Origin of the sequence: Mycobacterium interjectum (assembly GCF_900078675.2) — a bacterium.
GTDB lineage: Bacteria > Actinomycetota > Actinomycetes > Mycobacteriales > Mycobacteriaceae > Mycobacterium > Mycobacterium interjectum.
This window is the reverse complement of record NZ_LT546237.1, coordinates 1,514,715-1,538,032: the sequence shown is the minus strand read 5'-3', so window position 1 is coordinate 1,538,032 and position 23,318 is coordinate 1,514,715. Positions and strand designations below refer to the sequence as shown.

The window sequence follows — 23,318 nt, the reverse complement described above, 5'->3', positions numbered from 1 at the left end:
GCTCAGCCGAATTCAAGCAGGGTGTATGCCCCGCGGACGGGCTTCGTGGGGCCGAACTGCCAGAACGCGGGGAACAGCGTCCCGAAAAACAAGCCCCGACCTTTCGGTATCGAGACGTCGTGCACCGCTCGGACCCCGGGCATGGTGTTCGGCAGATCCGCCAGTTGACGCGCCGACAGGCTGAACGGCATCGGCGGCACCCGGTAGCGACGGGACGACAGCAGCCCCCTGGGAGCCAGCTTCTTGACGAAGATCGGCGGCAGATCGAAGAACATCTGGCCCCCGGGAAACCGTTTGGCGCATTCTGCGATCAGTCCCATGGCCTCGTGCGGTTGCAGGTACATCAGCAGGCCCTCTGCGGTGATGAATACACCGTTGCTGGTGTCGACCTTGGGCATCCAGCTGTCGTCGAGAGCCGACTGCGCCAGGTGCGTGATCCGCGGCGAGTGCGGCAACAGGCGCTGTCGAAGTTGTATGACGGGTGGCAGATCCACTGATAGCCAATGGAACTGCGCGTGTGGCAGCGCGCTGTTCAAACGCCAGAAGCTCGTTTGGAAGCCTTCCGCGAGTGCGACGACCGTTGCCCCGGGGTGCTTGGCGAGGTACCCGATCGCGCAACGGTCGACGGCCAGTGAGCGCAACGCGATCTCCTGGCCTTTGCGGCCGAATTTCTCGAAGTCGAAGTCGATTGTCTCGACGAGCTTGATGGCCATCGGGTCGTCGATGATCGGAGCTGGGCGGCCCGCCTGGTAGGCCCTGCCGTGCAGGGTCAACAGTGCGGTCTCCGAGACGCCCGTCAGCAGCCTGGCGTCCACTTTGTCGTTGGCTCGACTCATCGACGCTGTCAGTGCGTAAGAAGCGCGGTTGCACTCCAGACCCTGCCGCCGGGGTGACGCGGGTCCGGCTGGGGCAGCCAGGTCATCGGGCGCATCCACAGCGGCAAGCGATGGAAGCGGTGGGCGGCCACGTAGAGCGCTTGTACCTCGACCGTCCGCCAGCCGAGGTCCTCGAAAAAGGCCAAGCCGCTGTCGGGCGCGAACTTGAACGGCGCGTTCTGCAGCATGCCGGCCATTTTCTTGTTCATCATCCTCTTCAACCCGGGGCCCGCGAAATCGAGCATCCACCAGGCGATTTCGGGTCGCGTGAACGCCGCCGACAGCGCTACGACGTCGCTGCTTTCCAGATACATCAACAGGCCTTCGGTCAGCACCAGCGCTTTGCCGGCGCCGGCCAGCGACTCATCGAGGAACGCGGCTCGGGCCGCCGCGTCGGCCAGATCGACCGCGGTCCGCGTCAGCCGGCATCGCGGAGTCTGGTCGGCCAGCAGCTGCGTCTTTTCCTCGAGCAACTTCGGCAGATCCGCCTCGACCCAGATCAGGTCGGCCGGCAGCTCCAAACGGTACGGCCGGGTATCCAGACCGGCGGCCAGGTTCAACACCCGGTCACAGCCGGCGGCGATCGCTTCGGCGATGGCGTCGTCGACGATCTTGGTGCGTGCGACGAGCCACCAGCCGTTGCGGGTCGACCGCGGCACGTTGGCGACGATCTCGCGGCCGTGTTCGCCCGCGAGGCGTTCGGCGAGTGGGTCGCTGAAAAGCGCGTCGGGACGCGCCGATTCGGTCGCGCGATGCAACGCCGTCCAACGGGCCGTATCCGAGACATGGGTGATGGTGTGTCGAGGGGCTGACATACGTGCGTTATAGCAGCACCCGCGCCAGGCTATTGACCGGCCTTGCCTCCGGCGAACCACGCTTCCGTCACCGTCCGGGTCTGGGGCGGCGGGAAGGCGGCATCGGGTCTGCCGAGCTGACCGACCTTGACCGTCCACGCCGGCGACGAGCGGTCGATGCAACTTCCGGCGCCTTGGCTGGGCAGCCACAGCACCGCGGGATTGGAGCCGCCCTGGGCGCCGCACCCGTAGACGCCGACATATCCGTCGGCCCGCCCACCCCAGGCGCCGCCGTTGCGGAACAGGCAATGGGTGCCGTCGTCGAGGGTCAGCGCGAACGGGTCCGGCGTCGCGGTCGGCCGCACGGGCGGAAGCGGACCGTCATAGGTCACGCGATGCAGGCGCTTGTCCCAGGGATCGTCCACGCACAGCAGCGATCCGGGCGTCGACGGCCAACAGGTTCCGGCGCCGGCCGCGGTCGGCGAGCAGTAGTAGACGTTGTCGGCCACCGCCGACGGGGACGGCGTCGTGCAGTCGCTGGCCTGGCCGACGTTGCCCGGTCCGGACGCCACCTGGTAACCGTTGATCGGTTGGCCGTCGGGCCCGACGGCCACGACGGTGATCTGCTGGGTGGGCGGCGGGTCCGCGGCGGCCGACCCGGCCGGCAGCGACGCCGCCGCTGTCAGCACTGTCAGCGCGGCGACGCGAACAACGACGATTCGCGACATCACGTTCACCGCCCAAAACCTTTCGTTCGGCGGCCCCCTTGTTGAAGGGTACGGTGCGCATATGTCCGATCGAAACCGCCGTTTTCTGCTCCGCGAACGCCCCACCGGCCGCATCGGCCCGGACACCTTCGAACTGAGCGAGGAGGCGGTGCCCGAGATCGGCGACGGCGAGGCGCTGGTGCGCGTCGACTGGATATCGCTCGACCCGACGAACCGCATGTGGATCAACGACACGCCGACCTACCTGCCGCCGGTGGGCATTGGCGAGGTGATGCGCGCGGCCGGTCTGGGCCAGGTCGTCGCGTCGAAGAACCCGAATTTTGCGGTCGGTCAGACCGTGCAGGGCCTGCTGGGCTGGCAGGATTACGCGGTCGTCTCCCCCACGTCGTTCGTGATGCCGGTCGACGTCGCCACGGGCATTTCGCCCAGCGCCTACCTGGGCGCACTCGGTTCGACCGGGCTGACCGCGTGGGTCGGCATCCGCGACATCGGCAAGCCGAAGCAAGGCGAGACGGTCGTGGTCTCGGCCGCGGCTGGCGCAGTCGGGTCGGTCGCCGGGCAGCTCGCCAAGGCCGCCGGCGCGCGGGTCGTCGGGATCGCCGGCGGGCCCGAAAAGTGCGCCCTGCTCACCGACCAACTTGGCTTAGACGCGGCCGTCGACCACCGCGCCGACGACTGGGCCGCCCAGCTCGCCGCCGCGACCCCCGACGGCATCGACGTCGACTTCGAGAACGTCGGCGGCGACATCATGGACGCCGTCTTCGCGCGGCTGAACATCGGCGCCCGCGTCGCGCTCTGCGGCCTGATCTCCGGCTACAACTCCGCCGATCCACCGCCGGGACCGCGCGCGTTCGGAAACCTGCTCATCCAGCGCGCGACGGTGCAGGGCTTCATCGTCCTCGACCACCTCGGCCGCGCGCCGGAGGCGAACAGCGAGATCGCGGGCCTGATCGCCGAGGGCAAGCTCACGCCGCTCGAGACGGTCGTCGAGGGCTTCGAGCAGTTGCCGACGGCGATCAACATGCTGTTCGACGGCAAGAACGTCGGCAAGCTGGTCGTCAAAACGGCCCCGAACTGACGCGGGCGCCCCACCGTGTCGAACGATGTCGCCGGTCCACCTGAGGTCGGCGACGTCCGGCAACTGCGGCGGGGCCTGTCCAACCGGCACATCCAGTTGATCGCGATCGGTGGCGCGATCGGCACCGGTCTCTTCATGGGTTCGGGGCGGACGATCGCGCACGCCGGTCCGGCGGTACTGGTGGTGTACGGGATCATCGGCTTCTTCGTGTTCTTCGTGCTGCGCGCGATGGGCGAGCTGCTGTTGTCGAACCTCAAGTACAAGTCGTTCGTCGACTTCGCCGCCGATCTGTTGGGCCCTGCGGCAGGCTTTTTCATCGGATGGTCCTACTGGTTCGCCTGGGTCGTCACCGCGATCGCGGAAGTCGTTGCCATCACCGGGTACGCGAAATTCTGGTGGCCTGGCCTGCCGGCGTGGCTGCCGGCCGTGGTCACCGTCGGACTGATCCTGCTGTTCAATCTGTTCAGCGTGCGCCATTTCGGGGAGATCGAGTTCTGGTTCGCGTTGATCAAGGTTGCCGCGATCTTGTGCATCATCGTCGTCGGCGCCGTCCTCGTCGCGACGAATTTCGTGTCGCCGCAGGGCAATCGCGCGACGTTTGAGAACCTCTGGAATGACGGCGGTTTCTTCGCGACGGGGTTCATGGGCGTGGTCGGCGGATTCCAGATCGCGTTCTTCGCATTCGTGGGCGTCGAACTCGTCGGCACGGCGGCGGCCGAGACGGCCGATCCGCGCCGCACCCTCCCCCGGGCCATCAACGCCGTTCCGCTGCGCGTGGCGGTCTTCTACATCGGCGCGCTCCTGGCGATCCTCACCGTCGTCCCCTGGCGGCGGCTACCCGGCGGCGAGTCCCCGTTCGTGACGATGTTCTCGCTGGCCGGGCTCGCCGCCGCGGCGTCCATCGTCAACTTCGTCGTGACCACCGCGGCCGCGTCCTCGGCCAACTCCGGCCTGTTCTCCACCGGCCGCATGCTTTTCGGTCTGGCCGACGAAGGCAGCGCCCCGGCGCGCTTCCGCCGGCTGAACCGAGGTGGGGTGCCGGCGCCGGCACTGTTGGTCACCGCTTCGCTGCTGTTGACGTCCATCCCGCTGCTCTACGTCGGCGGTTCCGTGATGAACGCTTTCACGCTCGTGACAACCATCTCGTCGCTGCTGTTCATGTTCGTCTGGGCGATGATCATCGTCAGCTACCTCGTCTACCGCCGCCGTGACGCGGCGCGCCATGCCGCGTCGTCCTACAAGATGCCCGGCGGCGTGGTGATGTGCTGGGCCATCCTCGGCTTCTTCGCGTTCGTGATCTGGACGCTGTGCACCGAACACGAAACCGCGATCGCGTTGGCATGGTTTCCGCTGTGGTTCGTGGCCCTGGGGGCCGGTTGGCTCGTCGTCCGGCGCCGGCCCGGGCACAGCGAGCGGTATCGCCGGTTCCGGGCGGAAATGGATGACGCGGTCGAAGGCGACACCAAGACGACGGCCGTCGCCCCCTGATCGGGGCCTTCCCAAACCTGGCCAAGCGGACCTGTCATCGCGCGACGGCAATCCGCGAGAAGCGCCATCGTGAGGCGTTCTACCACCGCAGATTTCTTGGGATCGGTAGCCAATCGGGCGCTCTGTACTTACCGCAACGACGACGCCAACCCGGCGGCGCCACGTGAAAGGAAGTCAGACAAATGAAGCTCGTACCCGCCAGCATCGAAGAGCAGATCAACCGCGTCGACCGTCAGCGCAGCCTGTACATCGGGATCGCCACCGGCCTGGTTGCGGCCTGGAGCCTGATCCGGCTGATCTGGGTGCTTTACCTCGGGTTGACGTTCGGCTGGTTCTTCGGGGCCATGGCGTTCCAGGTGGTGCTCTGGGCCGTGGTCGGCGCCGTCGCGGGGATCGCGAGCGTCGGGTTCCTGACCCGCTACTCCAAGGGGAGTTGACCCGGCCCGCTGGAAGTGGAAAGTCCCGAATCCGCTTGAGGTTCGGGACTTTTCCCGTTGTCTGGCTCAGCGCAGTTGCTGGATGCGGATGAGGTTGCCCGCCGGGTCGCGCACGGCGCAGTCGCGGAGCCCGTACGGCTGCTCGGTCGGTTCCTGGACGATTTCGGCGTCGGCGGCCTGCAGCTGCTCGAAGGCGCCGTCCAGGTCCTTGGCCGCCAGCAGGAGCATCGCGTAGGTGCCCTTGGCCATCATCTCGGCGACGGTGCGGCGCTCCTCGTCGGTGATGCCGGGGTTGGCGGCCGGCGGGGTCAACACGATGGACGTGCCGGGCTGACCCGGCGGGCCGACCGTGATCCAGCGCATCTTGCCCTGCCCAACGTCGAGGCGGACCTCGAAGCCGAGGGTGTCGCGATAGAAGGCCAGCGAGGCTTCCGGGTCGTCGTGCGGGACGTAGTCCCGGTCGATCCGGTCGCGGACGCGGCGCAGCAGCGCCAGGTCACGCAGTCGCTGTTCGGCCGAGCTAGCGGTCACTCCGGCCATGTTGCCACCGGGCCTGCGGGGCCGCGAAACATAAACCGTTGCGATCCCCGCCGGCGATTCTTCGCAACTGGTTACGTGTCGCGGCATCGAGCGCCACACAGGGCACTCGATGTCCCTATGGAGTAGTCGCGTCGCGCCACGCCAGGGGGCTGAGGTTGCGATACGGATCGGTGGCGCGCAGCGTCCGCAGGTCCGCCAGGATCTTTTCGAGCGCTCGTTGCGTCTGGTCCTTGACCGCCTCGACCCACTGCTGCTCGCCGACGCCCAGCGGTCTGCTGGTATCGATCGGCGTGCCGAAGCGGAGGTACATGCGCTGCGGGCGCGGAATCAGGGTCGGACCGATCCCCCGCAGTAGCGGCACCGCCATGTCCGATCGCCCGTTCAACCTGCGGCCCAGCGCCTCGCTGAATTTTCCGTATGCGCCGTCGCGGGCGGTCCAGCTGCGATAGACGTCGTCGCCGCCGACGAGACCGGCCGGCACCATCGGGTAGCCGTTTTCCACCGACAGCCGCGCGAATCCCGCGCGCCCCTGCCAGCGCAGGGTGTACTCCTCGCCCTTGAACTTCGCGATCTCGCGGCCGCCCCCGGGGAACACCAGGATGGTCTGGTCGTCGCGCATGAGTTCCCGCGCGGTTTCCGGTGCGCCGACCACCGCGCCGAACGCCTCGATCAGGTCGGCCGGTAGCCCACGCATCCGCCCGAAACCCCGTTCCGCCAGCGGGCGCACCCGGGTGCCGATCGCGTGCCGTACCGTATCGGAGATCAAGAAGACCTCGGAGCCGAACTGAGTGTGGTTGCCCACCAACAGGAATCGGCCGTCGCCGGGTAGGTTTTCCAGGCCGTCAACGTAGGGTCGGGAAACCGCGAGAACCGGGCGCAGCCGGTCGCTCACCGTGTCGAGCAGCCGGCGCAGTGTCCGCACCCGCGCGCTGGGCTCGGTGATGCCGGCCGGGCCCGCGCTGTCAGCCACGGTCGTCGACGCCCGGACGGGAGAACACGACGGTGAGCGAAGGCGGGCCGAGCCGCGTTGGGCTGGACAGCAATTCGACGTTCATCTGGGGATCGGCGGCACGGCCAAGGGCCTTCAGCGCCGAGGGACTGTAGGCACGCAGCGCGCTGATGAACCCGTCGTGCAGGCCCGGCCAATTCCACGACCCTCGCAGCAGGGCAAGGTTCATCGGCAGTGCCATTGCCGGGAACAGCATCATGGCCAACGGCCTTTGCCGTTTGAGGTCGATGACGAGGAAGCGCTTGCCCACCCGGGTGGCCTCGGCGATGGCACGGCTGGCGACGGCCGGCGGCAGGTGATGAAACGCCAGCGCGAACACCACGAGGTCGTAGCTGTCGTCGGCGGCGTCGATCGCCGTCGCGTCGATCACCTGCGTGCGCGCCCGCGGGTGCGTACCAAGCTCCCCCGCGGCGATGTTGGCCACGGAGGTCGGATCCAGGTCGCTGACCGTGACGGTAGCGGTCGGGTGGAGCCGAAGAATCTGCGCCGAGAGCTTTCCATGCCCGGCGCCGATCTCCAGGATGCGCGGATGCGGTATGTCGGCGACGACCTCGAGTGCGGTGCGCGCGTACTTCTCGTGCTGCCTGGTCAGCGTGCCGATCCGGTCAAGCATTCCGATCACCCGCTGCTTGACGTCGTCGGGCACGTCGTCGCGATCCAAGTACTCCAGTGCATCCGTCTGGAATCGACGGTCCAGCCACGACGCACCCGGGCCGCCCCTGGGCATCGTCGCTATGTCTTCGTGCAGCACATCCGTCGCTGCCATCACGGCCTCCTTCGTCGTTGTCAGCCCGTTCTTGGAACCACCATAACAAACGAACCAGTTCGTCTGTCTATGATATTCCCGTGAGGACCAAGACCGAGCTGCGCGGCGAAATACTTGCGGCCGCCCGCGCCGAGTTCGCCCAGTACGGCTTGGCCGGAGCGCGCATCGACCGCATCGCCCGCGCCGCCAGTGCCAGCAAGGAGCGGCTGTACGCGCACTTCGGCGACAAGGAGGCCCTCTTTCGGGACGTGGTCGCCACCGACGGCGCGGAGTTCTTCCACGCCGTCGAGTTGCGCCCCGACGCGGTGCCCGAGTTCGTCGGCGGCGTCTTCGACCTGGCGCAGCGGCGCCCCGAACACCTGCGGATGATCACCTGGGCCCAGCTGGAAGGCTTTCCGCTCGACAAGCCGGAGTTCGACGGAGAGCATCCACCCGAAAAGGCCCTCGCCGCCCTGGAAGAGGCGCAAGCCGGCGGCCACGTCGACCCCGCTTGGGAACCCCAGCAGCTGCTGGTGCTCCTGTTCGCGGTCGGACTGGCCTGGGCGCATTGGCCCGACCCCGCCGCGGCGACCACAGACCCGAAGGTGGTCGCCCGCCGCCGCGCCGCGGCCGTCGAGGCGGCGACTCGCATCGTCGAACCGGTCGAGCGGCCCGGTTCATAAGCGCCGAAGCGAGCGGCGCTTTCACTTCGGCGGAGGTGCCCGCCGGCGCGTAGTGTCCCCAAGGCATGGCCGATGAGATCCATTTCGTCGAAGCCAACGGGCTTCGATTCGCCTATCTGGAGGACGGCTCCGGGCCGCTCGTCCTCATGCTGCACGGGTTTCCGGACACGGCGCACACCTGGGACGACCTTCGTCTGCGCCTCGCCGCCGAGGGCTTCCGCGCGGTCAGCCCGTTCATGCGCGGCTACCATCCCAGTGCGATTCCCGACCGGGATGCCGATCAGGAAACGTTGGCACGCGATCCGCTCGCGCTGATCGAATCGCTCGGCGCCCACGATGCCATCGTGATCGGGCACGACTGGGGAGCCTCGGCCGCGTACGGCGCGGCCGGACTCGGACCGGATCGAGTGAAAAAGCTGTTCGTCATCGGCATTCCGCATCCGGCGACGCTCAAGCCGACGCTGAAAAAGCTCTGGGGCGTTCGCCACTTCGCGGCGTACAAGTTGCCGGGGGCGGCGGAACGCTTCGCGCGCAACGACTTCGCGGCGCTGCCCGCCATCTGCCGCCGATGGTCCCCGACGTGGAATCCCGGGCCGGACGAGTTCGACGCGGTCCGCGCGAGCTTCTCGAACCCGGCGAGCCTGGACGCGGCGTTCGGCTACTACCGAAAGCTCTCTCCCGTACCCAGCCCGTCGCTGAAGGCGAAGATCACTGTGCCGACGGTCGTCTTCGCCGGGCTGGACGACCCGGTCGCCGAGCCATCGGACTACCGGGGCGCCGCGCGGATGTTCGCGAACGAGTACGTGATCGAGGAGGTCCCCGGTGGTCACTTCATGCACCGGGAGCATCCTGAGACGTTCGCCGACCGGCTCTTAGCTCATCTGTGACCGGGCGTGGCCGCTACGCGCCGACCAGTTCCGGGTGGAATTTCGCCGCCATCCGCCGCAACCCGTCCTGCCAGTCGACCTTCGTGCCGCCGATGAGCTCGTGCATCCGCTCCCCGTCGGTGGGATTGCCCCGCAACGCCTGCGCGCTTTCCTCGAATAGCGGCTCCTTGCCGACGAGGGAACCGAGGTAGCCGCACCATTCCTGGAGGCTGACGACCTGGTCGCCGCACCAGTTGACCGTGGTCGCCGGGACCGACGCCGCCTCGAGCAGCTTGGGCACGGTCGCGATGATGTCGTCCTCGTGGATCGGGTTGTAGCGGGCCGGCCCGCCGGGCGGCACCGGGATCGGGATCCCGGCCAGCATCATCTCCATGTGGTAGTACGGCCACCCGCCGTTGTTGCCGTAGGGCACGTTGAGGCGGGCGATGGTCGTCGGCACGTCGAGGATGCGCGCCATCGCCCGGGCGACGACCTCCCCGGCGATCTTGGAGATCGAATAGGTGGGGAACAGAAACTTGTGGTTGTCGCCGAGGGCGGCCTGCTCGGTTCGGGGTTCGTCGTCGGGCGGGTCGTAGACGGCCGCCGAGGAGCAGTGCAGGAACGCCTTCGCCCCGCGGCAGTGGGCCATCAGCAGGCCGACCGATTCCGCGTTGGCGCCGAGGTCCTTGTCCCAATGTCCGCTCTTGGCGACCGCCAAGTTGAGGACGTAGTCGAAGTCATCCGGGACGCCGGTGAAGTCCCCGGCCGCCAGGTCGACGGTCTGACACCGAATCCCCGCTTTTTCGAGGCCTTCTCGTGCAGCGGGGTTGCTGAAGCGGGCGATGCCCCACACTTCGTTTTCGGGCGCCAGCGCCAGGGCGATGGGGGTGGCGAGTTGACCGGTCGGGCCGGTGATCAAGATCTTTGAGCCGCGCATGCGCTGATAGTAGGCGCTGCGATCCGCCAAGTGCGATGGTGTCCGCACAGCAGGCGCCGTCCACCATCGTCGGCTACTGTTTTCGGATTATGGACGACCGCGACAAGGACCCGACGGTGGTCTTGCGGTACCTGGTGGGCCGGCCCCTCGCCGCCACCGAGGTCTACGAGGCGTTCGGTTACCGCAAGTCCGCCTACTACAAGGCGGCTCGCGAGGGCAGGCTGATCACCGCCGACAACCTGATCAGGGCCGCCGAGTACTTCGGGCTGAACCCCATCGACCTGCAGGTCCGCTTCGGGCTGGTGGCGCCCGAGGCCGTCACCGAATACATGGAATCGGCGGCGGCCGCGGCGAGGCTGCGCGACAAGCCGTCCGTCTGACGGCACGGCACGAAAGTGCCTTTGCGACAACGACACCGCCCGACTTTCGCGCATTGCGCTCATTCGCGCGCGAATCTCCTTCGCGCTAGTGTGAATTGGGCCGTCGGGAAATAAGCGACGATTACCCGGTCTTGCGCGTTGTGCTCGCGCCGCATCATTGGTGCGCGACGACACCGAGGGTGAGACCCCCGGCGAGCCGCAACCGGACGAGCGCCTCCTATAGCCCCGGCTGATCGTCGATGATGCCCAGCCAGATCTGCGCCACGTCGATGGCCACCTTCTCGCTGATGAAGGCGTGCTGGGTTCCGGTGTAGATGTCGCGGAAGGCGCGCTCCAGGCGGCTGCCCTCGCGGATGGAGCTGGTGCCCGCGACCAGGTGCGCCCACTCGGCGCAGGCCCGCGCCGTGTCGGTCGCAAAGACGGCGGCCACCCGCATGTCGGCACGCAGGGCCGGCGTCAGGTCGTCGCCCGCCGCGACCGCGGCCTCGGCGGTGGTGAACGCGTCGATCACCAGCAGGCGCGCGGCGCGCCAGGCCGCGCGGTGGTGCGCCAGCCCTTTCTGGAAGGTCGGGCGGCTGGCCAGTGAGGCCATGTCGCTCATCCGGAACTTCGTCGCCGCCAGTTCCTGGACGTCGTCGAGCATGCTCTTGGCGACGCCGAGCGCCCACGAGGCGTGGCCGGCCGCGGTGACCGGCATCAGCCCCATCCGCGTGGCCGGTGAGGCGCCGCGATGTGGCTCCCGGACGAACAGCTCGAAGGTGCGGGCCGACGGCACGAACACGTCCTGGACGCTGTAGTCGTAGGAGCCGGTTCCCTTGAGGCCCTGCACGTGCCAGCCGTCGTTGAAGCTGACCTGCTCGCGCGGAAGCACGGCGACGCGCATCTCCGGGAAGCCCTCGCTGATCCAACGCATTTCGCCGTTGTCCATCGGCAAAAACCCGGCCGCGACGTATTCGGAGTGGCCGATGCCCGAGCCGAAGTTCCACGCCCCGGTCACCTGGTATCCGCCCTCGACCGCGGCGCCCTGCCCGTTGGGAAAGAACTGCCCGCCCAGGGTGACCCGGTTGTCGTGAGCCGTGAACACCTCCGCGAAGCCCTCGTCGGGCAGGTACGCCGCGGCGGCAAAGGATGACGGCAGATTGGCGATGCCGATCCACCCGAACGATCCGTCCTGCCAAGCCATTTCGATCCAGGTTTCGATCATCTCGGTGAACGACGGCTCGACGCCCCCGGCCTGGACGGGGTTGAACGACGACATCAGCCCGCTGGCCCACATTTCGTCGACGATCGCCGGGGTCAGCGTGCGCGCCCGCTCGGACTCGGCGGCTTGCGCCTGCACGAGGTCCCGCATGCCGCGGGCCAGCGAAACCACCCGGTCTTCCGTGTCGGCTAACGACGTCATCGGCGTTTCCCATCATCGATTAGGGTGCGCCGGCATCCGCTGGAGAAAACTGATACCGGTGACCGTAGTTAATACCATCGCGACCGTCGCCGTCGTAGTACTTGGCCTGCACATCATCACAAAGTTCGCGTTCTTCGCGCTGCCCTACCGCAGACGGCGCGCCTTGCTGGACAAACAGTACGGTGGCAAGGCCTCGGCCACTACCACGTCCGATCTGGTGCTGATGGCCTTCACCGTGGTGATCGCCGCCCTCCTGCTGTGGCGCGGCGCGGACCCGGTGGGCTTTCTGGGCGGGCTGTGGCTCGGTGCGACGCTCATCCAGCTGTACTTCCACCGGTTCCACCGGCCGGTGGCGCCGGAGCGGGCCGCCCCGCCGCCGACATCGCCGCTGAAAGAGATGTCGTATGCGATCCAGGACGCGCCGTGGCGGCCGTGGCCCCAGTTGCTGACGCTGACGGTCCTCGTCCTGTTCAGCCTTGCCCAGTTGGCCTGGAAATGACTGCCCTGCAACCGGTGTGCCATACCGTGTGTCTGTGCGCTGGATCGTCGACGGCATGAACGTGATCGGGAGTCGCCCCGACGGGTGGTGGAAGGACCGCGGGCGCGCCATGGTCGCGCTGGTGGAAAGGCTCGACCGGTGGGCGGCAACACAAGCAGAGCACGTGACCGTGGTGTTTGAGCGGCCGCCGGCGACCGCCATCGGTTCGTCGGTGATCGAGGTCGCGTACGCCCCCAGGCCGGCCGCGAACTCTGCCGACGACCAGATCGTCCGGCTGGTGCGGGCCGACGCGCGACCGCACGACATCCGGGTGGTGACGTCGGACAAGGGGCTGACCGATCGGGTCGCGACGTTAGGCGCCTCCGTCTACCCCGCGGCGGGCTTCCGCGACCTGATCGACCCCCGCGGCTGATGGCCGCCGACGGCGGTGGCCCCGCCCCCAACCGGGTCTGCGAGCTCGCGAGGATCGATGTCCCGATCATCCAGGCGCCGATGACCTACATCGCCGGCGCCCAGTTGGCCGCCGCGGTGTCCAGCGCGGGGGCGCTGGGGATCATCGAGACCACCTCCGAAGCGGGCCGCGCCGACATCCGGCGCGTCCGGGAGCTCACCGACCGTTCGGTGGGCGCCAACATCGCGCTGCTGTTCAACCGCGATCCGGCCGTGGTGGATCTCCTTGTCGCCAACGACATCCGGTTCGTCACCACCTCGGCAGGCGACCCCTCGCTGTTCACCGACCGCCTGCACGACGCGGGCATCACCGTGTTCCACGTGGTGGGCACCCTGGCCGCCGCCAAGAAGGCCGTCGATGCCGGCGTGGACGGCCTGGTGGTCGAGGGCGTCGAGGGGGGCGGGTTCAAGAACCGCTTCGGCGCGTCGTCCATGGTGCTGCTGCCGTTGGTCGCGGCCCAGGTCGACGTGCCCATCGTGGCCGCGGGCGGCATCTGCGATGCCCGATCCATGGCCGCCGCGCTGGTCCTCGGCGCCGAGGGCGTGCAGATGGGTACCCGGCTGATGGCCTCGGCGGAGTCGCCGGTGCACGCCAACCTCAAGCAAGCGGTCGTGCGCGCCGACGAGACGGCGACCGTGCTACTGCCCCTCGACGGGAAACGAATGATGCGGGTGATCCGCACGCCCGCCGCCGAAAAGCTCGATGCGTCAGCGTCTTTCGCGCAAGGCGCGGAGGCGCTGCAACGGGTTCAGCGGCTCTACTTCGACGGCGACATGGACGCCAGCGTCGCCAACACCGGCCAGGTGGCCGGCCGGATCCACGACGTTGCGCCGGCCGCCGACATCATCACCCGGATGTGGACCGGGTGCCGCGAGGTGTTGGCCGCCACGGTCGACCGGCTGGGTCCGATTACGGCGGACGGCTCCTGACGTCGAAGCCGACGACCTTGGCGTCAGCCCACCACCGCCAGCGCCGCGTCGTAGTCGGGCTCCTGCGCGATCTCGGGCACCAACTCGGTGTAGGCGACCTTGCCGTCGGCGCCGACCACGACCACGGCACGCGCCAGCAGGCCGGCCATCGGGCCGTCGACGATGCTGACGCCGTAGTCCTGGCCGAAGCTGTCGCGGAACGCCGACCCCGTCTTGACGTTCTCGATGCCTTCCGCGCCGCAGAATCGCGCCTGCGCGAACGGCAGGTCGTTCGACACGCACAACACCGACGCGCCGGTCGCGGCCGCGCGCTCGTTGAAGGTCCTCACGCTCGTCGCACACACCGGTGTGTCGATGGACGGAAAGATGTTCAGCACCACGGGCTTACCGCTGAACTGGTCGGTGCTGACCGCGCCCAGGTCCGTGCCGACCAAGGTGAAGGCCGGGGCCGGGGATCCGACGGCAGGTAGCTCGCCGACGGTGTTGATCGGGTTTCCACGCAAGGTTATCTGTGCCATGGGGCACAGTCTGCCAAGCCCGGTGCGGAGGCCTGGGGCCAGGTCGGCATGTCCTAATTCGTGGGGTACTGGGCGTAGACGCCATGAGGGTTCAGGCCGAGACTGAGTGCATGGCTCGCAGGGTGGTGATCGTCGGTTTCCCCGGCGTCCAGGCGCTCGACGTGGTGGGACCCCACGACGTGTTCACCGGTGCGTCGCTGCTGACCGGCGGCGGGTACGACGTCCTGATGGCCTCGGTGGGCGGTCAACCGGTGAGCACCGCCACCGGCCTGGCCTTCCTGGCCCAGCCGCTGCCCGACCCCGGCGAAGACCTCGACACTGTGGTGCTGCCCGGCGGGGCCGGTGTCGAGGAGGCGCGATCCGATCCGGAGCTGGTGGGCTGGATCAAACGCGTCACCGGAAACGCGCGCCGCGTGGTCACCGTCTGCACCGGCGCGTTCCTCGCCGCCGAGGCGGGGCTGCTGGACGGCCGGCGCGTGACCACCCACTGGGCGTTCGCCGGGCGGTTGGCCCGCGAGTTCCCCGCCGTCGACGTCGATCCGGACCCGATCTTCGTCCGTAGCTCGGACACGGTGTGGACGGCCGCGGGTGTCACCGCCGGAATTGATCTCGCGCTGTCCCTGGTCGAGGACGACCACGGCACCGACGTCGCGCAGACGGTCGCCCGCTGGCTCGTGCTGTACCTGCGCCGCCCGGGCGGGCAGACGCAATTCGCGGCGCCGGTGTGGATGCCGCGCGCCAAACGCACCTCCATCCGCCAGGTGCAGGAGGCCATCGAGGCCGAACCGGGCGGGCAGCACAGCATCGGGGACCTGGCCCGCCGCGCGGCGATGAGCCCGCGCCATTTCACCCGGGTTTTCACCGACGAGGTGGGTGAGGCGCCGGGCCACTACGTCGAACGCATCCGCACCGAAGCCGCGCGCCGGCAGTTGGAGGAGACCGACGACACCGTCGTCGCGATCGCCGCCCGGTGCGGCTTCGGCACCGCGGAAACGATGCGGCGCAACTTCCTCCGGCGCGTTGGCATCTCGCCGGATCAGTACCGCAAGGCCTTCGCCTGATCGAGAAAGGATCCCCCCGATGTCCCATACCCAAATCGCCATCGTGGCCTATCCGGGCTTCACCGCGCTGGACATGATCGGTCCGTACGAGGTGCTGCGCAACCTGCCCGGCGCCGAGGTGCGGTTCGTGTGGCACGAATCCGGGCCGATCACCGCCGACTCCGGCGTGCTGGTCATCGGCGCCACCCACTCGCTGGCCGAAACCCCTTCCCCCGACGTGATTCTGGTGCCGGGCGGCCCGTCGACCCCGGTGCACGCGCGGGACGAGGTGCTGCTGGAGTGGCTGCGCCGGGCGCATTCGACCGCCGACTGGACGGCGTCGGTGTGTTCGGGTTCGGTGATCCTGGCGGCCGCCGGTCTGCTCAAGGACCGCCGCGCCACGTCGCACTGGATCGCGCTTCCCGCGCTGAAGGCGTTCGGCGTCACCCCGGTGTCCGACGAGCGGATCGTGCACGAGGACAACGTCATCACGAGCGCGGGCGTGTCCGCCGGGCTGGACCTCGCGCTGTGGTTGGCCGGCCAGATCGGCGGTGAGGGCCGCGCCAAGGCGATCCAGCTCGCGATCGAATACGACCCGCAGCCGCCGTTCGACTCCGGTCACCTGTCCAAGGCGTCGGCGACCACGAAGGCCGCCGCCACCGCGCTGCTGTCGAGGGACAGCGTCAAGCCGGCCAACTTGGCGGCCACCACGCTGCTGGCCTGGGATCAGGCGCTGACGGCGGTCCGGTCGCGCCGGCGGAGGCGGGTCACACCCGCCGCGGCGGGGGCTTGACGCATTGTTTAGCAGGTCCTAAATTTAGCGGGTGTTGAACAATCAGCCCGCTCCGTCGCTGCTGTACCGCGCCGCGACGGAGCGCGCGGTAGCGGTCGTCGAGGCGGTCAGACCCGATCAGCTCGGGTGGCCGACACCCTGCTCGGAGTGGTCGGTGCACCAGCTCATTGACCACCTGATCGGCGGCGCGGACTACCTGCTCTCGGCGGCGAAGGGGATGGGGCCGGGCCCGTCGGAGGGTGTGCCGGGCACTGAGTACCGGGCGCGCGTGAACCGCGTCCTGACCGCCCTGGAATCCCCCGGCGCGCTGGAGCGGGTCTGTGTCTCACCGCTCGGCTTCGACTGGCCCGTGTCGGCCGCCGTTGCCGGCACGTTTATGGACGTGCTGATCCACACCTGGGACCTGGCCCGGGCGACGAAGCAGGATGAACGGCTTGACGCGGGCCTGGTGGAGGCCTGCACCGCAATGTTTCTCCCCGAAATGCCAAGGCGCGGAAGGGAAGCCGGGATCGTTGGCCCGGCGGTGGTGGTCGGCGAGGGCGCGTCGGCCCAGGATCGGCTGCTGGCGGCGATGGGCCGCGCACCATGACCGAGCCGGCCGTCGAGGATGCCATCAGGGCGCTGGCGCACCCGGGCCGCCGCACGATGCTGCGGTTGGTGTGGGATCAGGAGCGGCCCGCGTCCGCGCTCGCCGACGCCGCGGGGCTGTCGAAATCGGCTGCGAGCCAGCACCTCAAGGTCTTGCGCGACGCGGGACTGGTCGACGTCCGTGTCGATGCGACACGTCGGCTATATCGCGCCGACCTGGCGCGGGTCGCAGAGGTGGCGGCGCTGCTGGACGACTTCTGGGCCGCGCCGCTACAACGGCTGCGCGCCGCCGCCGAAGGCGAATCTCCGTGAAGCTTGTCATCCAGCAGCTATCCGTACGCGCCACCGCAGAGCGTGTCTTTGAATTGTTCACCGACCCGGCGCAATTCGGGCAGTGGATGGCCGAGGGCGCAATCCTGGATGCCACCCCGGGCGGCGTCGTCCGCTGGACCCATCCCAACGGCGACACCGTGTCCGGCCGCTACGTCGAAGTCGACCCGCCGCGGCGGATCGTGTTCACCTACGGCTGGGAGCGCGCCGACGTCGGGATCCCGCCCGGCTCAACCACCGTCGAGGTCAACCTCATTCCGCAGACCGACGGCACCACGCTCGTCAAACTGGTGCATCGCGGTCTCGACGAGGGCGCCGCGGAGGCCCACGACGGCGGCTGGACTCACTACCTCCATCGGCTGCGCCGCACCGCCGAAGGCGAGGACGTCGAGGCCGATCCGTGGGCCGACCGCCGGGTGCCAAGTCGCGCGGAGCTACGCCGGTGACCGGCGGGACCACCGAAGCCCGCTTCTGGGCGGTCGCCGAACCGTTGTTGGCCGACGCCACGGTCACCCGGTCGACGATGATGGGTCTCCCCTGCCTGCGCGCCGACGGCCGATTCTTCGCCTCTTTCGACCGGCGCAGCGCCGCGCTCGTCGTCAAGCTGCCGGCGGCGAGAGTCAACGAGCTGATGGAATCCGGTGCGGCCGAGCCGTTCGCGCCGTCCGGTCGCCGGTTTCGCGAATGGGCCTCCATCGGCGCTGAACGCCCGGAAGCCTGGCCCGCGCTTTTACGCGAGGCCCTGGCATTTGTTGCAGCCCGGCAAGTTTCAGATGGCTAGCGGGCCGGGCGTCCACTCACGCTCGGGCGGATGCGACAAGGAGCTGGCAAGGAACGCCCCAGGATTCGATGACGACGTCCTCATCGACAGCCCAGCTGTCCGAATCGAAGAGGCGGCGCAGGTCTATGGGTCGGCACCCGCCGACGAGCCGAGGCGCGACTCGCGAAATTCCCTGCCAGCCGCGCGATATCAGTCGTGAAACAGTCGACTGTCCATTCGTGAGGCTGGCCAGACAGGCCAGGCCCCCGGGGATGAGCAGGCGGTGCGCCTCAACGAGAACCCGTGACGCGTAGTCGCGTTGGAGAAGATCGAAGACGTAGGCGGCGATGAACCTGTCGGCCGAGCGGTCCGGCGCGGGCAGCGGCAGCGTCCCGTCGCTGTGGATGACCCTGGCCCGATCGCCGAAGGTCGCGAGGCGTTGGCGGGCGAGCTCGACCATCCGCGGGCTGACGTCCACGCCGAGGTATGTGCACGTTGGCGCAAGGTGGTCGCTGAGCAGGCGCTGGGCAAAGCTACCGGTCCCGGGGCCCAACTCGAAGACTGAGGTGGCAGTCTCAAAACGGGCGGTGGCGATGAGCCGGTCAAGCGCGGGTCGTTCAAATGGGTTCTGGGTGTCTTGGAACCGGCCGATCCTGTCATAGACGCGCGCCGCGATTTCCGGCGAAAGTCCGCCGCCTTGACGGTTTTCCGACTCGGCGTCCATCAATTCAACGGCGATCAGGTGTTGCGGAGGCACGGGATCGGCGGTGGTCGAGCCAGTGGTAGGCCGCGAGTTTGATCCGGTCATTGACTAGGAACCACAACACCGCGTAGGCCCACGCGGCACCGGCCCACCGCCACCCGATCGGTGTCATCGCAACCCCGTAGACCGAAATCACGGTGGCGATCGTTTGCGCGGTGATGACGGCGCCCAGCAGCAGTGGTGCGGGTGCGGGCCGTGACCAGAAGGGACCCCGGGTGCGGGTGAGGAAAATGGTGAGCTGCCCGGCAACGGACAATTTGAGGTAGATCAGCGTGCGGATCATGTCGTGGCTGAGGCCAAAGACCTTGTCGGCGAGGAAGAAAAGCGTGAAGGTGGCAACGACGCCGATGACGCCGAGCACTGTGGCGATGGTCAGCACGACGCGCATGTCCCACTTGACGGGCTTGGGTGAGCCGCGCACGTGGTCGTAGGCGATCGACAGGATCGCGCCATCGTTGAGCAGCGCGAGGAACACGATCATCGCGGCGGTGACCGGGAAGAAGTTCATCAACACGACCGCCAGGGTGATCAGCAGCAGCACCCGGATGGTTTCGGCGATGCGGTAGGTGGCGTAACTGGTCAGCCGGGCAAAGATTTCACGGGCCTGCCCGATCGCGGCCACGATCACCGACAGCCCGGGCGCCAGCAGGACCACGTCGGCGGCCGCCCGGGCCGCGTCGGTGGCCCCGGCCACCGCGATGCCGGCGTCGGCCTGTTTGAGCGCGGGGGCGTCGTTGACCCCGTCGCCGGTCATCCCGACGATGTGCCCGCGGGCCTGCAACAGCCGCACGATGCGGTATTTGTGTTCGGGAAAGACCTGCGCGAATCCGTCGGTGGCCTCCACTCGGGCGCCAAGCTCGTCGTCGGCGGCGTCGACGTCAAGGGTGGACGCATCGAGAATCTGGTCGCCCAGACCGACCTGGCGGGCGATCTCGCGGCCGATGGCGACCTGGTCACCGGTGACCATCTTGACATCGATGCCGAGTTCCTTCGCGGCGGTGATGGTGGCCGCGGAATCGTCGCGGGGCGGGTCGGCAAGAGCCAGCACGCCCATCAGCCGCCAGGAGCCGTCGGCGTCGGTCTTGGCCACACCGAGAGAGCGGTGTCCGTGGGTGGCGAAGCGGCCGACCACGTCATTGACCTCGGTGGTCGCGCCGTCACCGTCACACAGGGCGGCAATGACCTGCGGTGCGCCCTTGCTGACCCGAAACGTCCGACCGTCGGGCTCGCGTACCAGCGCCTCGGTGCGCTTGCTGACCGGGTCGAATGGAACGAACTGGTCCACCGAGGCCGCCGGTCGTTGACCCGCGGCCGCCATCACGGCCAGATCGATGAGGTCGTTGTCTTCGGCGCGTGACGCCAACGCCGCGACGGCGAGTAGCTCGTCGTCGGAGATGCCGTGGGCGGTCCAGCGGGCGGCGACCGCGAGACGGTTCTGGGTCAGGGTGCCGGTCTTGTCCGAGCACAATAAGTCGATGCCGCCGAGTTCCTCGACCGCGGGCAGGTGGCTGACCACGGCCTGTTGGCGCGCCAGCTGGCGGGCACCCACCGCCATGGTCACCGATAAGACCGCCGGCAGCGCCACCGGGATCGAGGCGATCGTGACCACCAGCGCGAACTCGAGGGTCTCCAGCACGGGATTGGCCCGCAGCAGTGAAACCACGACCGTCAACGTCACCAGGGCGACCGCGATGACGATCAGGTAGTTGGCGATCCGCAGCACGGCCCGCTGGAAGTGGCTGACGGTGCCGGCGCTTTCGACGAGCGCGGTGGTCTTGCCCATGTACGACGACGCCCCGGTGATGCACACCAGCGCGTCAGCCTCGCCGCGCACCACCACCGCCCCCGAATACAGGCTGTCGCCCCGCCCGCGGTTCACCGCCAGCGATTCGCCGGTCAGCGCCGATTGATCCACCTCGAGCGTGACGTCGTCGAGCACCCGCAGGTCTGCGGGGACCACATCACCGAGCCGGACCCGCACCACGTCGCCGGGCACCAACTCGCGCACCGCCACCGTCACCCACGCGCCGTCGCGCAACGCCCGCGCAGACGAGGCCAGGCGCTGCTTGAGCGCGGCGATCGCGTTGGCCGCCTGATGTTCCTCGAAATAGGCCACCAGCCCGTTCATCGCCAACAGAACCCCGATGATCACGGCGTCGGTCCAATGCCGCGCAGCCAGTGACAACGCCAGCGCGACCTCGATCATCCATGGGATCGGCGCCCAGAAATAGCCCAACAACTCCAGCACCGGATTGCGTTGGCGCTCAACGATTTCGTTCGGACCATAACGCTGGAGCCGTTGCAACGCCTCGGCGGCGGTCAAACCGGCGGCGGAGCTGTTCAGCTCGATCAATGCCTGCGGCAGCGGCACGCTCGCCAATTCGTCTTCAGTGTGCACTGCCGCCTCCTTCGCCTCCGGTCCGGCGATTGGGCTCCTGTCCTGGCTGCGGAACTTTGGCGTACGGTCAGCCCGACACCGCGCGCACTGACCCAATACAGTAGGCGGGTGCAATTATTGCACAATGCTATTCGCGCCAGAAGGCGCAATCTGGGGCGCAGCGCGGGTCCGAGAGGATCACTTCGGCCGCAAGCGTTCGCGCCCTTCGGCTTTAGGCGTTGGGCTGCAGGATCTCCTCCGACGCGAGCCGACCGCCGGCCTGCATCCAGGCCGCGACAACCCTGGGCGCGTCGCGGTTCGGGTTGTAGATGTCCTCCTCGCTGCGGAACAACCCGTCGCCGGCGTAGACCAGCCGGGTCCAGTTGGGGAACCAGAACGGCTCGCCGTCCGGGTCGGTCGGGTGGTCGAGGAGATTCTTGATCATGATGACGACGGCGTCGTTGTCGTCGTCGTAGGCGATCCAGTCATTCGGAAAACGCATGTGCGGGAACGGGGCCATCACCGCGACGATCCAGTCCCGCACCGCCTCGCGGCCGTGGAAGACGCCGTAGTGATGCTCGGTGTAGACGACGTCCTCGGTGAAGAGATCGGCGAAGGGTCGCCAGTCGCCCGAGGCGCTGCACCCCTCGACGACGGTCGTGTAGTTGGCGACGGCTTGCTCAATTTCGGCCCTGCTGAATTTGCCCATAGCGGACACACTAGAACGTGTTTCGATTCAAGGTGACTGCTCTGAATGGGGATATCGCATGAGCGTGCTGAACTTGTTCGACCTGCACGGCAAGAAGGCTCTGGTCACCGGGGCGTCCAGCGGCATCGGCAAGGAAGTGGCGCTGGCCTACCTCCAGGCGGGCGCGGCAGTCGCGATCGCGGCGCGACATTACGAGCGGTTGGAGGAGGTCGCCGCGGAGCTCACGGCGGCCGGCGGCCGGGTCGTGCCCATCGGTTGCGACGTGACCCGGCCAGACCAGGTCGACAGCATGCTGGACCGGGTGACCGCGGAGCTGGGCGGCATCGACATCGCGGTGTGTAACGCCGGGATCATCACCGTCACACCGATGCTGGACATGCCGCCCGAAGAGTTTCAGCGCATCCAGGACACCAACGTGACGGGCGTGTTCCTCACCGCCCGGGCCTCCGCCCGGGCGATGGTCGCGCAGGGACGGGGTGGGGTCATCATCACCACCGCCTCGATGTCCGGCCACATCGTCAACATTCCGCAGCAGGTCGGCCACTACTGCGCCGCCAAGGCGGCGGTCATCCACCTGACCAAGGCCATGGCCGTCGAGTTCGCGCCGCACCAAATCCGGGTGAACAGCGTCAGTCCGGGCTACATCCTCACCGAGCTCGTCATGCCCTTTGCCGACCTACATGCCCAGTGGGAGCCGAAGATACCGATGGGCCGGCTGGGCCGACCCGAGGAGCTCACCGCGCTGTATGTGTATCTGGCCAGCGAGGCGTCCAGCTACATGACGGGCTCGGACATCGTCATCGACGGCGGATACTCTTGCCCCTGATCGCGGGTCAAGCCACGAGGCACGGGCGACCGAAGCGCGCCCGCACCCCGGCCGAAAACAGGGCACGCAGGCGCTCGCCGGCGGGTCGCACCCCGCTCGCGCCGAGCAATTCGTCGCTCAATTCGACGATCGCGGCCGCGCGCAGCGGCCACGGGTCGTGCTCATTCGGCACCCACCAGGTCCGGCCGGCCCTGCGGGTGTGCGCGCCCCACCGGGCGGTGAGCCAGACCTCCAGCGGATTCGGCTCGACCACGCCACCAAGGGCGACCGTCACCCGGCTGCGCAGACCGCGGTGGGGCCAGCGGCGCACGCTGTCGTAGGTGAGGTGGTCGCCACGACGCGTCACCCGCATCTTCGACCACGTGTAGGGCACGCCGACGCCCACCCGGATCGCGGGCACGGCGGCCAGCCGCGCGGTTTCGAGCGAGCGGAACAACACGCCGTGCCGGCCCGCGTCGTCGATCGAATAGAGCCGGACGTTGGTCTCCGCAAATCGGCCGAAGTACGGCAGCGGCAACGCGGTGCCGACTCTGGTGCCGGCCAGCACGAACGGGATCAGCGACACGTAGGTCATCCCGTCGGCGAAGACGTCCGGGCGGGTGCCGGGCGGGTACAGGCCGTCGACGCCGTCCGGCCGCACCGGCCAGTGGATGAAGGTCAGATCGGCCCAGCGCTGCTCGAACGTGACTCGACCGGGAAGCGGCGGCGGCGCGACCGGGTAGCCGGCGAGACCCGGTTGCGCGTCGGGAACCTCGGGCGGGACGGCCATTCGA

Annotated in this window: 29 protein-coding genes; 16 read left to right on the top strand and 13 right to left on the bottom strand. The window is 68.4% G+C overall.

Features of this window, described 5'->3' with window-relative positions; translation table 11 throughout:
* Nucleotides 1-2: 2 nt before the first annotated feature.
* From BN4348_RS41680 to BN4348_RS41670, 3 genes are read right to left on the bottom strand one after another with little or no spacing between them, the layout of a single operon-like run.
* Nucleotides 3-836, bottom strand: a complete 834-nt coding sequence (locus BN4348_RS41680) for a class I SAM-dependent methyltransferase (RefSeq protein ID WP_066912841.1) — start codon at nt 834-836, stop codon at nt 3-5.
* An 8-nt stretch (nt 837-844) separates the two neighbouring features.
* On the bottom strand, nt 845-1,690 hold the full coding sequence (locus BN4348_RS41675) for a class I SAM-dependent methyltransferase (RefSeq protein WP_066912839.1): 846 nt from the start codon (nt 1,688-1,690) through the stop codon (nt 845-847).
* 29 nt (nt 1,691-1,719) lie between these two features.
* Nucleotides 1,720-2,406 (bottom strand): hypothetical protein, encoded by a 687-nt coding sequence (locus BN4348_RS41670; protein ID WP_066912837.1) that lies wholly within the window; start codon nt 2,404-2,406, stop codon nt 1,720-1,722.
* Between the two features lie 52 nt (nt 2,407-2,458).
* Here BN4348_RS41670 and BN4348_RS41665 point away from each other — a divergent pair, with 52 nt between their 5' ends.
* The 3 genes from BN4348_RS41665 to BN4348_RS41655 all read left to right on the top strand — a co-directional run bounded on the left by BN4348_RS41665 (nt 2,459) and on the right by BN4348_RS41655 (nt 5,400).
* Nucleotides 2,459-3,475: an NADP-dependent oxidoreductase gene (locus BN4348_RS41665; protein WP_066912835.1), complete on the top strand. Its 1,017-nt coding sequence runs from the start codon at nt 2,459-2,461 to the stop codon at nt 3,473-3,475.
* Nucleotides 3,476-3,490: 15 nt separating this feature from the next.
* Nucleotides 3,491-4,963, top strand: coding sequence for an amino acid permease (locus tag BN4348_RS41660; protein WP_066912833.1), 1,473 nt, complete (start codon nt 3,491-3,493; stop codon nt 4,961-4,963).
* Between the two features lie 182 nt (nt 4,964-5,145).
* Complete coding sequence (locus BN4348_RS41655) at nt 5,146-5,400, top strand: hypothetical protein (RefSeq protein ID WP_066912831.1); 255 nt, start codon at nt 5,146-5,148, stop codon at nt 5,398-5,400.
* 66 nt (nt 5,401-5,466) lie between these two features.
* On the opposite strand, the gene BN4348_RS41650 is transcribed toward BN4348_RS41655, so the two are convergent.
* The 3 genes from BN4348_RS41650 to BN4348_RS41640 form a co-directional block, all read right to left on the bottom strand.
* Complete coding sequence (locus BN4348_RS41650) at nt 5,467-5,865, bottom strand: VOC family protein (protein WP_066912958.1); 399 nt, start codon at nt 5,863-5,865, stop codon at nt 5,467-5,469.
* 190 nt (nt 5,866-6,055) lie between these two features.
* Nucleotides 6,056-6,910: a lysophospholipid acyltransferase family protein gene (locus tag BN4348_RS41645; RefSeq protein WP_066912829.1), complete on the bottom strand. Its 855-nt coding sequence runs from the start codon at nt 6,908-6,910 to the stop codon at nt 6,056-6,058.
* Complete coding sequence (locus BN4348_RS41640; protein WP_066912827.1) at nt 6,903-7,715, bottom strand: class I SAM-dependent methyltransferase; 813 nt, start codon at nt 7,713-7,715, stop codon at nt 6,903-6,905. Before BN4348_RS41640 ends, BN4348_RS41645 begins: the two co-directional genes overlap by 8 nt.
* Nucleotides 7,716-7,795: 80 nt before the next feature.
* Between BN4348_RS41640 and BN4348_RS41635 the strand changes: the two genes are divergently transcribed.
* The gene (locus BN4348_RS41635; RefSeq protein WP_066912825.1) at nt 7,796-8,377 is read left to right on the top strand and encodes a TetR family transcriptional regulator; all 582 of its coding nucleotides are present in this window, start codon (nt 7,796-7,798) and stop codon (nt 8,375-8,377) included.
* 65 nt (nt 8,378-8,442) lie between these two features.
* Nucleotides 8,443-9,264, top strand: a complete 822-nt coding sequence (locus tag BN4348_RS41630; RefSeq protein ID WP_066912823.1) for an alpha/beta fold hydrolase — start codon at nt 8,443-8,445, stop codon at nt 9,262-9,264.
* A gap of 13 nt (nt 9,265-9,277) precedes the next feature.
* On the opposite strand, the gene BN4348_RS41625 is transcribed toward BN4348_RS41630, so the two are convergent.
* Nucleotides 9,278-10,180 (bottom strand): NAD-dependent epimerase/dehydratase family protein, encoded by a 903-nt coding sequence (locus BN4348_RS41625; RefSeq protein ID WP_066912956.1) that lies wholly within the window; start codon nt 10,178-10,180, stop codon nt 9,278-9,280.
* Between the two features lie 89 nt (nt 10,181-10,269).
* Between BN4348_RS41625 and BN4348_RS41620 the strand changes: the two genes are divergently transcribed.
* Entirely contained in the window at nt 10,270-10,560 is a 291-nt protein-coding gene (locus BN4348_RS41620; protein WP_066912954.1) for a hypothetical protein, read from the top strand.
* A gap of 217 nt (nt 10,561-10,777) precedes the next feature.
* Here the strand turns inward: BN4348_RS41620 and BN4348_RS41615 are convergent, their stop codons facing one another.
* Complete coding sequence (locus BN4348_RS41615) at nt 10,778-11,962, bottom strand: acyl-CoA dehydrogenase family protein (RefSeq protein WP_066912821.1); 1,185 nt, start codon at nt 11,960-11,962, stop codon at nt 10,778-10,780.
* Between the two features lie 58 nt (nt 11,963-12,020).
* Between BN4348_RS41615 and BN4348_RS41610 the strand changes: the two genes are divergently transcribed.
* From BN4348_RS41610 to BN4348_RS41600, 3 genes are read left to right on the top strand one after another with little or no spacing between them, the layout of a single operon-like run.
* The gene (locus BN4348_RS41610) at nt 12,021-12,461 is read left to right on the top strand and encodes a hypothetical protein (protein WP_066912819.1); all 441 of its coding nucleotides are present in this window, start codon (nt 12,021-12,023) and stop codon (nt 12,459-12,461) included.
* Nucleotides 12,462-12,495: 34 nt separating this feature from the next.
* Complete coding sequence (locus BN4348_RS41605; RefSeq protein ID WP_066912817.1) at nt 12,496-12,873, top strand: NYN domain-containing protein; 378 nt, start codon at nt 12,496-12,498, stop codon at nt 12,871-12,873.
* Nucleotides 12,873-13,841, top strand: coding sequence for an NAD(P)H-dependent flavin oxidoreductase (locus tag BN4348_RS41600; RefSeq protein WP_066912815.1), 969 nt, complete (start codon nt 12,873-12,875; stop codon nt 13,839-13,841). Before BN4348_RS41605 ends, BN4348_RS41600 begins: the two co-directional genes overlap by 1 nt.
* A 23-nt stretch (nt 13,842-13,864) precedes the next feature.
* On the opposite strand, the gene tpx is transcribed toward BN4348_RS41600, so the two are convergent.
* Nucleotides 13,865-14,359, bottom strand: a complete 495-nt coding sequence (gene tpx, locus BN4348_RS41595) for a thiol peroxidase (protein WP_066912813.1) — start codon at nt 14,357-14,359, stop codon at nt 13,865-13,867.
* 110 nt (nt 14,360-14,469) lie between these two features.
* Between tpx and BN4348_RS41590 the strand changes: the two genes are divergently transcribed.
* From BN4348_RS41590 to BN4348_RS41565, 6 genes are read left to right on the top strand one after another with little or no spacing between them, the layout of a single operon-like run.
* The gene (locus tag BN4348_RS41590; RefSeq protein ID WP_066912811.1) at nt 14,470-15,420 is read left to right on the top strand and encodes a GlxA family transcriptional regulator; all 951 of its coding nucleotides are present in this window, start codon (nt 14,470-14,472) and stop codon (nt 15,418-15,420) included.
* Nucleotides 15,421-15,439: 19 nt separating this feature from the next.
* Nucleotides 15,440-16,192 (top strand): DJ-1/PfpI family protein, encoded by a 753-nt coding sequence (locus BN4348_RS41585; RefSeq protein ID WP_066912809.1) that lies wholly within the window; start codon nt 15,440-15,442, stop codon nt 16,190-16,192.
* A gap of 31 nt (nt 16,193-16,223) precedes the next feature.
* Entirely contained in the window at nt 16,224-16,781 is a 558-nt protein-coding gene (locus BN4348_RS41580; protein WP_235852719.1) for a TIGR03086 family metal-binding protein, read from the top strand.
* Complete coding sequence (locus BN4348_RS41575; protein WP_066912807.1) at nt 16,778-17,092, top strand: ArsR/SmtB family transcription factor; 315 nt, start codon at nt 16,778-16,780, stop codon at nt 17,090-17,092. The genes BN4348_RS41580 and BN4348_RS41575 overlap by 4 nt, the downstream gene beginning before the upstream one ends.
* Nucleotides 17,089-17,556, top strand: coding sequence for an SRPBCC family protein (locus tag BN4348_RS41570; protein ID WP_066912805.1), 468 nt, complete (start codon nt 17,089-17,091; stop codon nt 17,554-17,556). Before BN4348_RS41575 ends, BN4348_RS41570 begins: the two co-directional genes overlap by 4 nt.
* Nucleotides 17,553-17,891: a hypothetical protein gene (locus tag BN4348_RS41565; protein WP_066912803.1), complete on the top strand. Its 339-nt coding sequence runs from the start codon at nt 17,553-17,555 to the stop codon at nt 17,889-17,891. Before BN4348_RS41570 ends, BN4348_RS41565 begins: the two co-directional genes overlap by 4 nt.
* A gap of 16 nt (nt 17,892-17,907) precedes the next feature.
* Here BN4348_RS41565 and BN4348_RS41560 read toward each other — a convergent pair whose 3' ends face one another.
* The 3 genes from BN4348_RS41560 to BN4348_RS41550 all read right to left on the bottom strand — a co-directional run bounded on the left by BN4348_RS41560 (nt 17,908) and on the right by BN4348_RS41550 (nt 21,719).
* On the bottom strand, nt 17,908-18,627 hold the full coding sequence (locus tag BN4348_RS41560; RefSeq protein ID WP_160040425.1) for a class I SAM-dependent methyltransferase: 720 nt from the start codon (nt 18,625-18,627) through the stop codon (nt 17,908-17,910).
* Nucleotides 18,599-21,031 (bottom strand): plasma-membrane proton-efflux P-type ATPase, encoded by a 2,433-nt coding sequence (locus BN4348_RS41555; RefSeq protein ID WP_066912799.1) that lies wholly within the window; start codon nt 21,029-21,031, stop codon nt 18,599-18,601. Before BN4348_RS41555 ends, BN4348_RS41560 begins: the two co-directional genes overlap by 29 nt.
* A 211-nt stretch (nt 21,032-21,242) precedes the next feature.
* Nucleotides 21,243-21,719 carry a nuclear transport factor 2 family protein gene (locus tag BN4348_RS41550; RefSeq protein WP_066912797.1) on the bottom strand — a complete coding sequence of 159 codons (477 nt, stop codon included), beginning with the start codon at nt 21,717-21,719 and terminating at the stop codon, nt 21,243-21,245.
* 58 nt (nt 21,720-21,777) lie between these two features.
* Between BN4348_RS41550 and BN4348_RS41545 the strand changes: the two genes are divergently transcribed.
* On the top strand, nt 21,778-22,545 hold the full coding sequence (locus BN4348_RS41545) for an SDR family oxidoreductase (RefSeq protein WP_066912795.1): 768 nt from the start codon (nt 21,778-21,780) through the stop codon (nt 22,543-22,545).
* 7 nt (nt 22,546-22,552) lie between these two features.
* On the opposite strand, the gene BN4348_RS41540 is transcribed toward BN4348_RS41545, so the two are convergent.
* Nucleotides 22,553-23,314, bottom strand: a complete 762-nt coding sequence (locus tag BN4348_RS41540; protein WP_066912793.1) for a YqjF family protein — start codon at nt 23,312-23,314, stop codon at nt 22,553-22,555.
* Between the last annotated feature and the right edge of the window lie 4 nt (nt 23,315-23,318).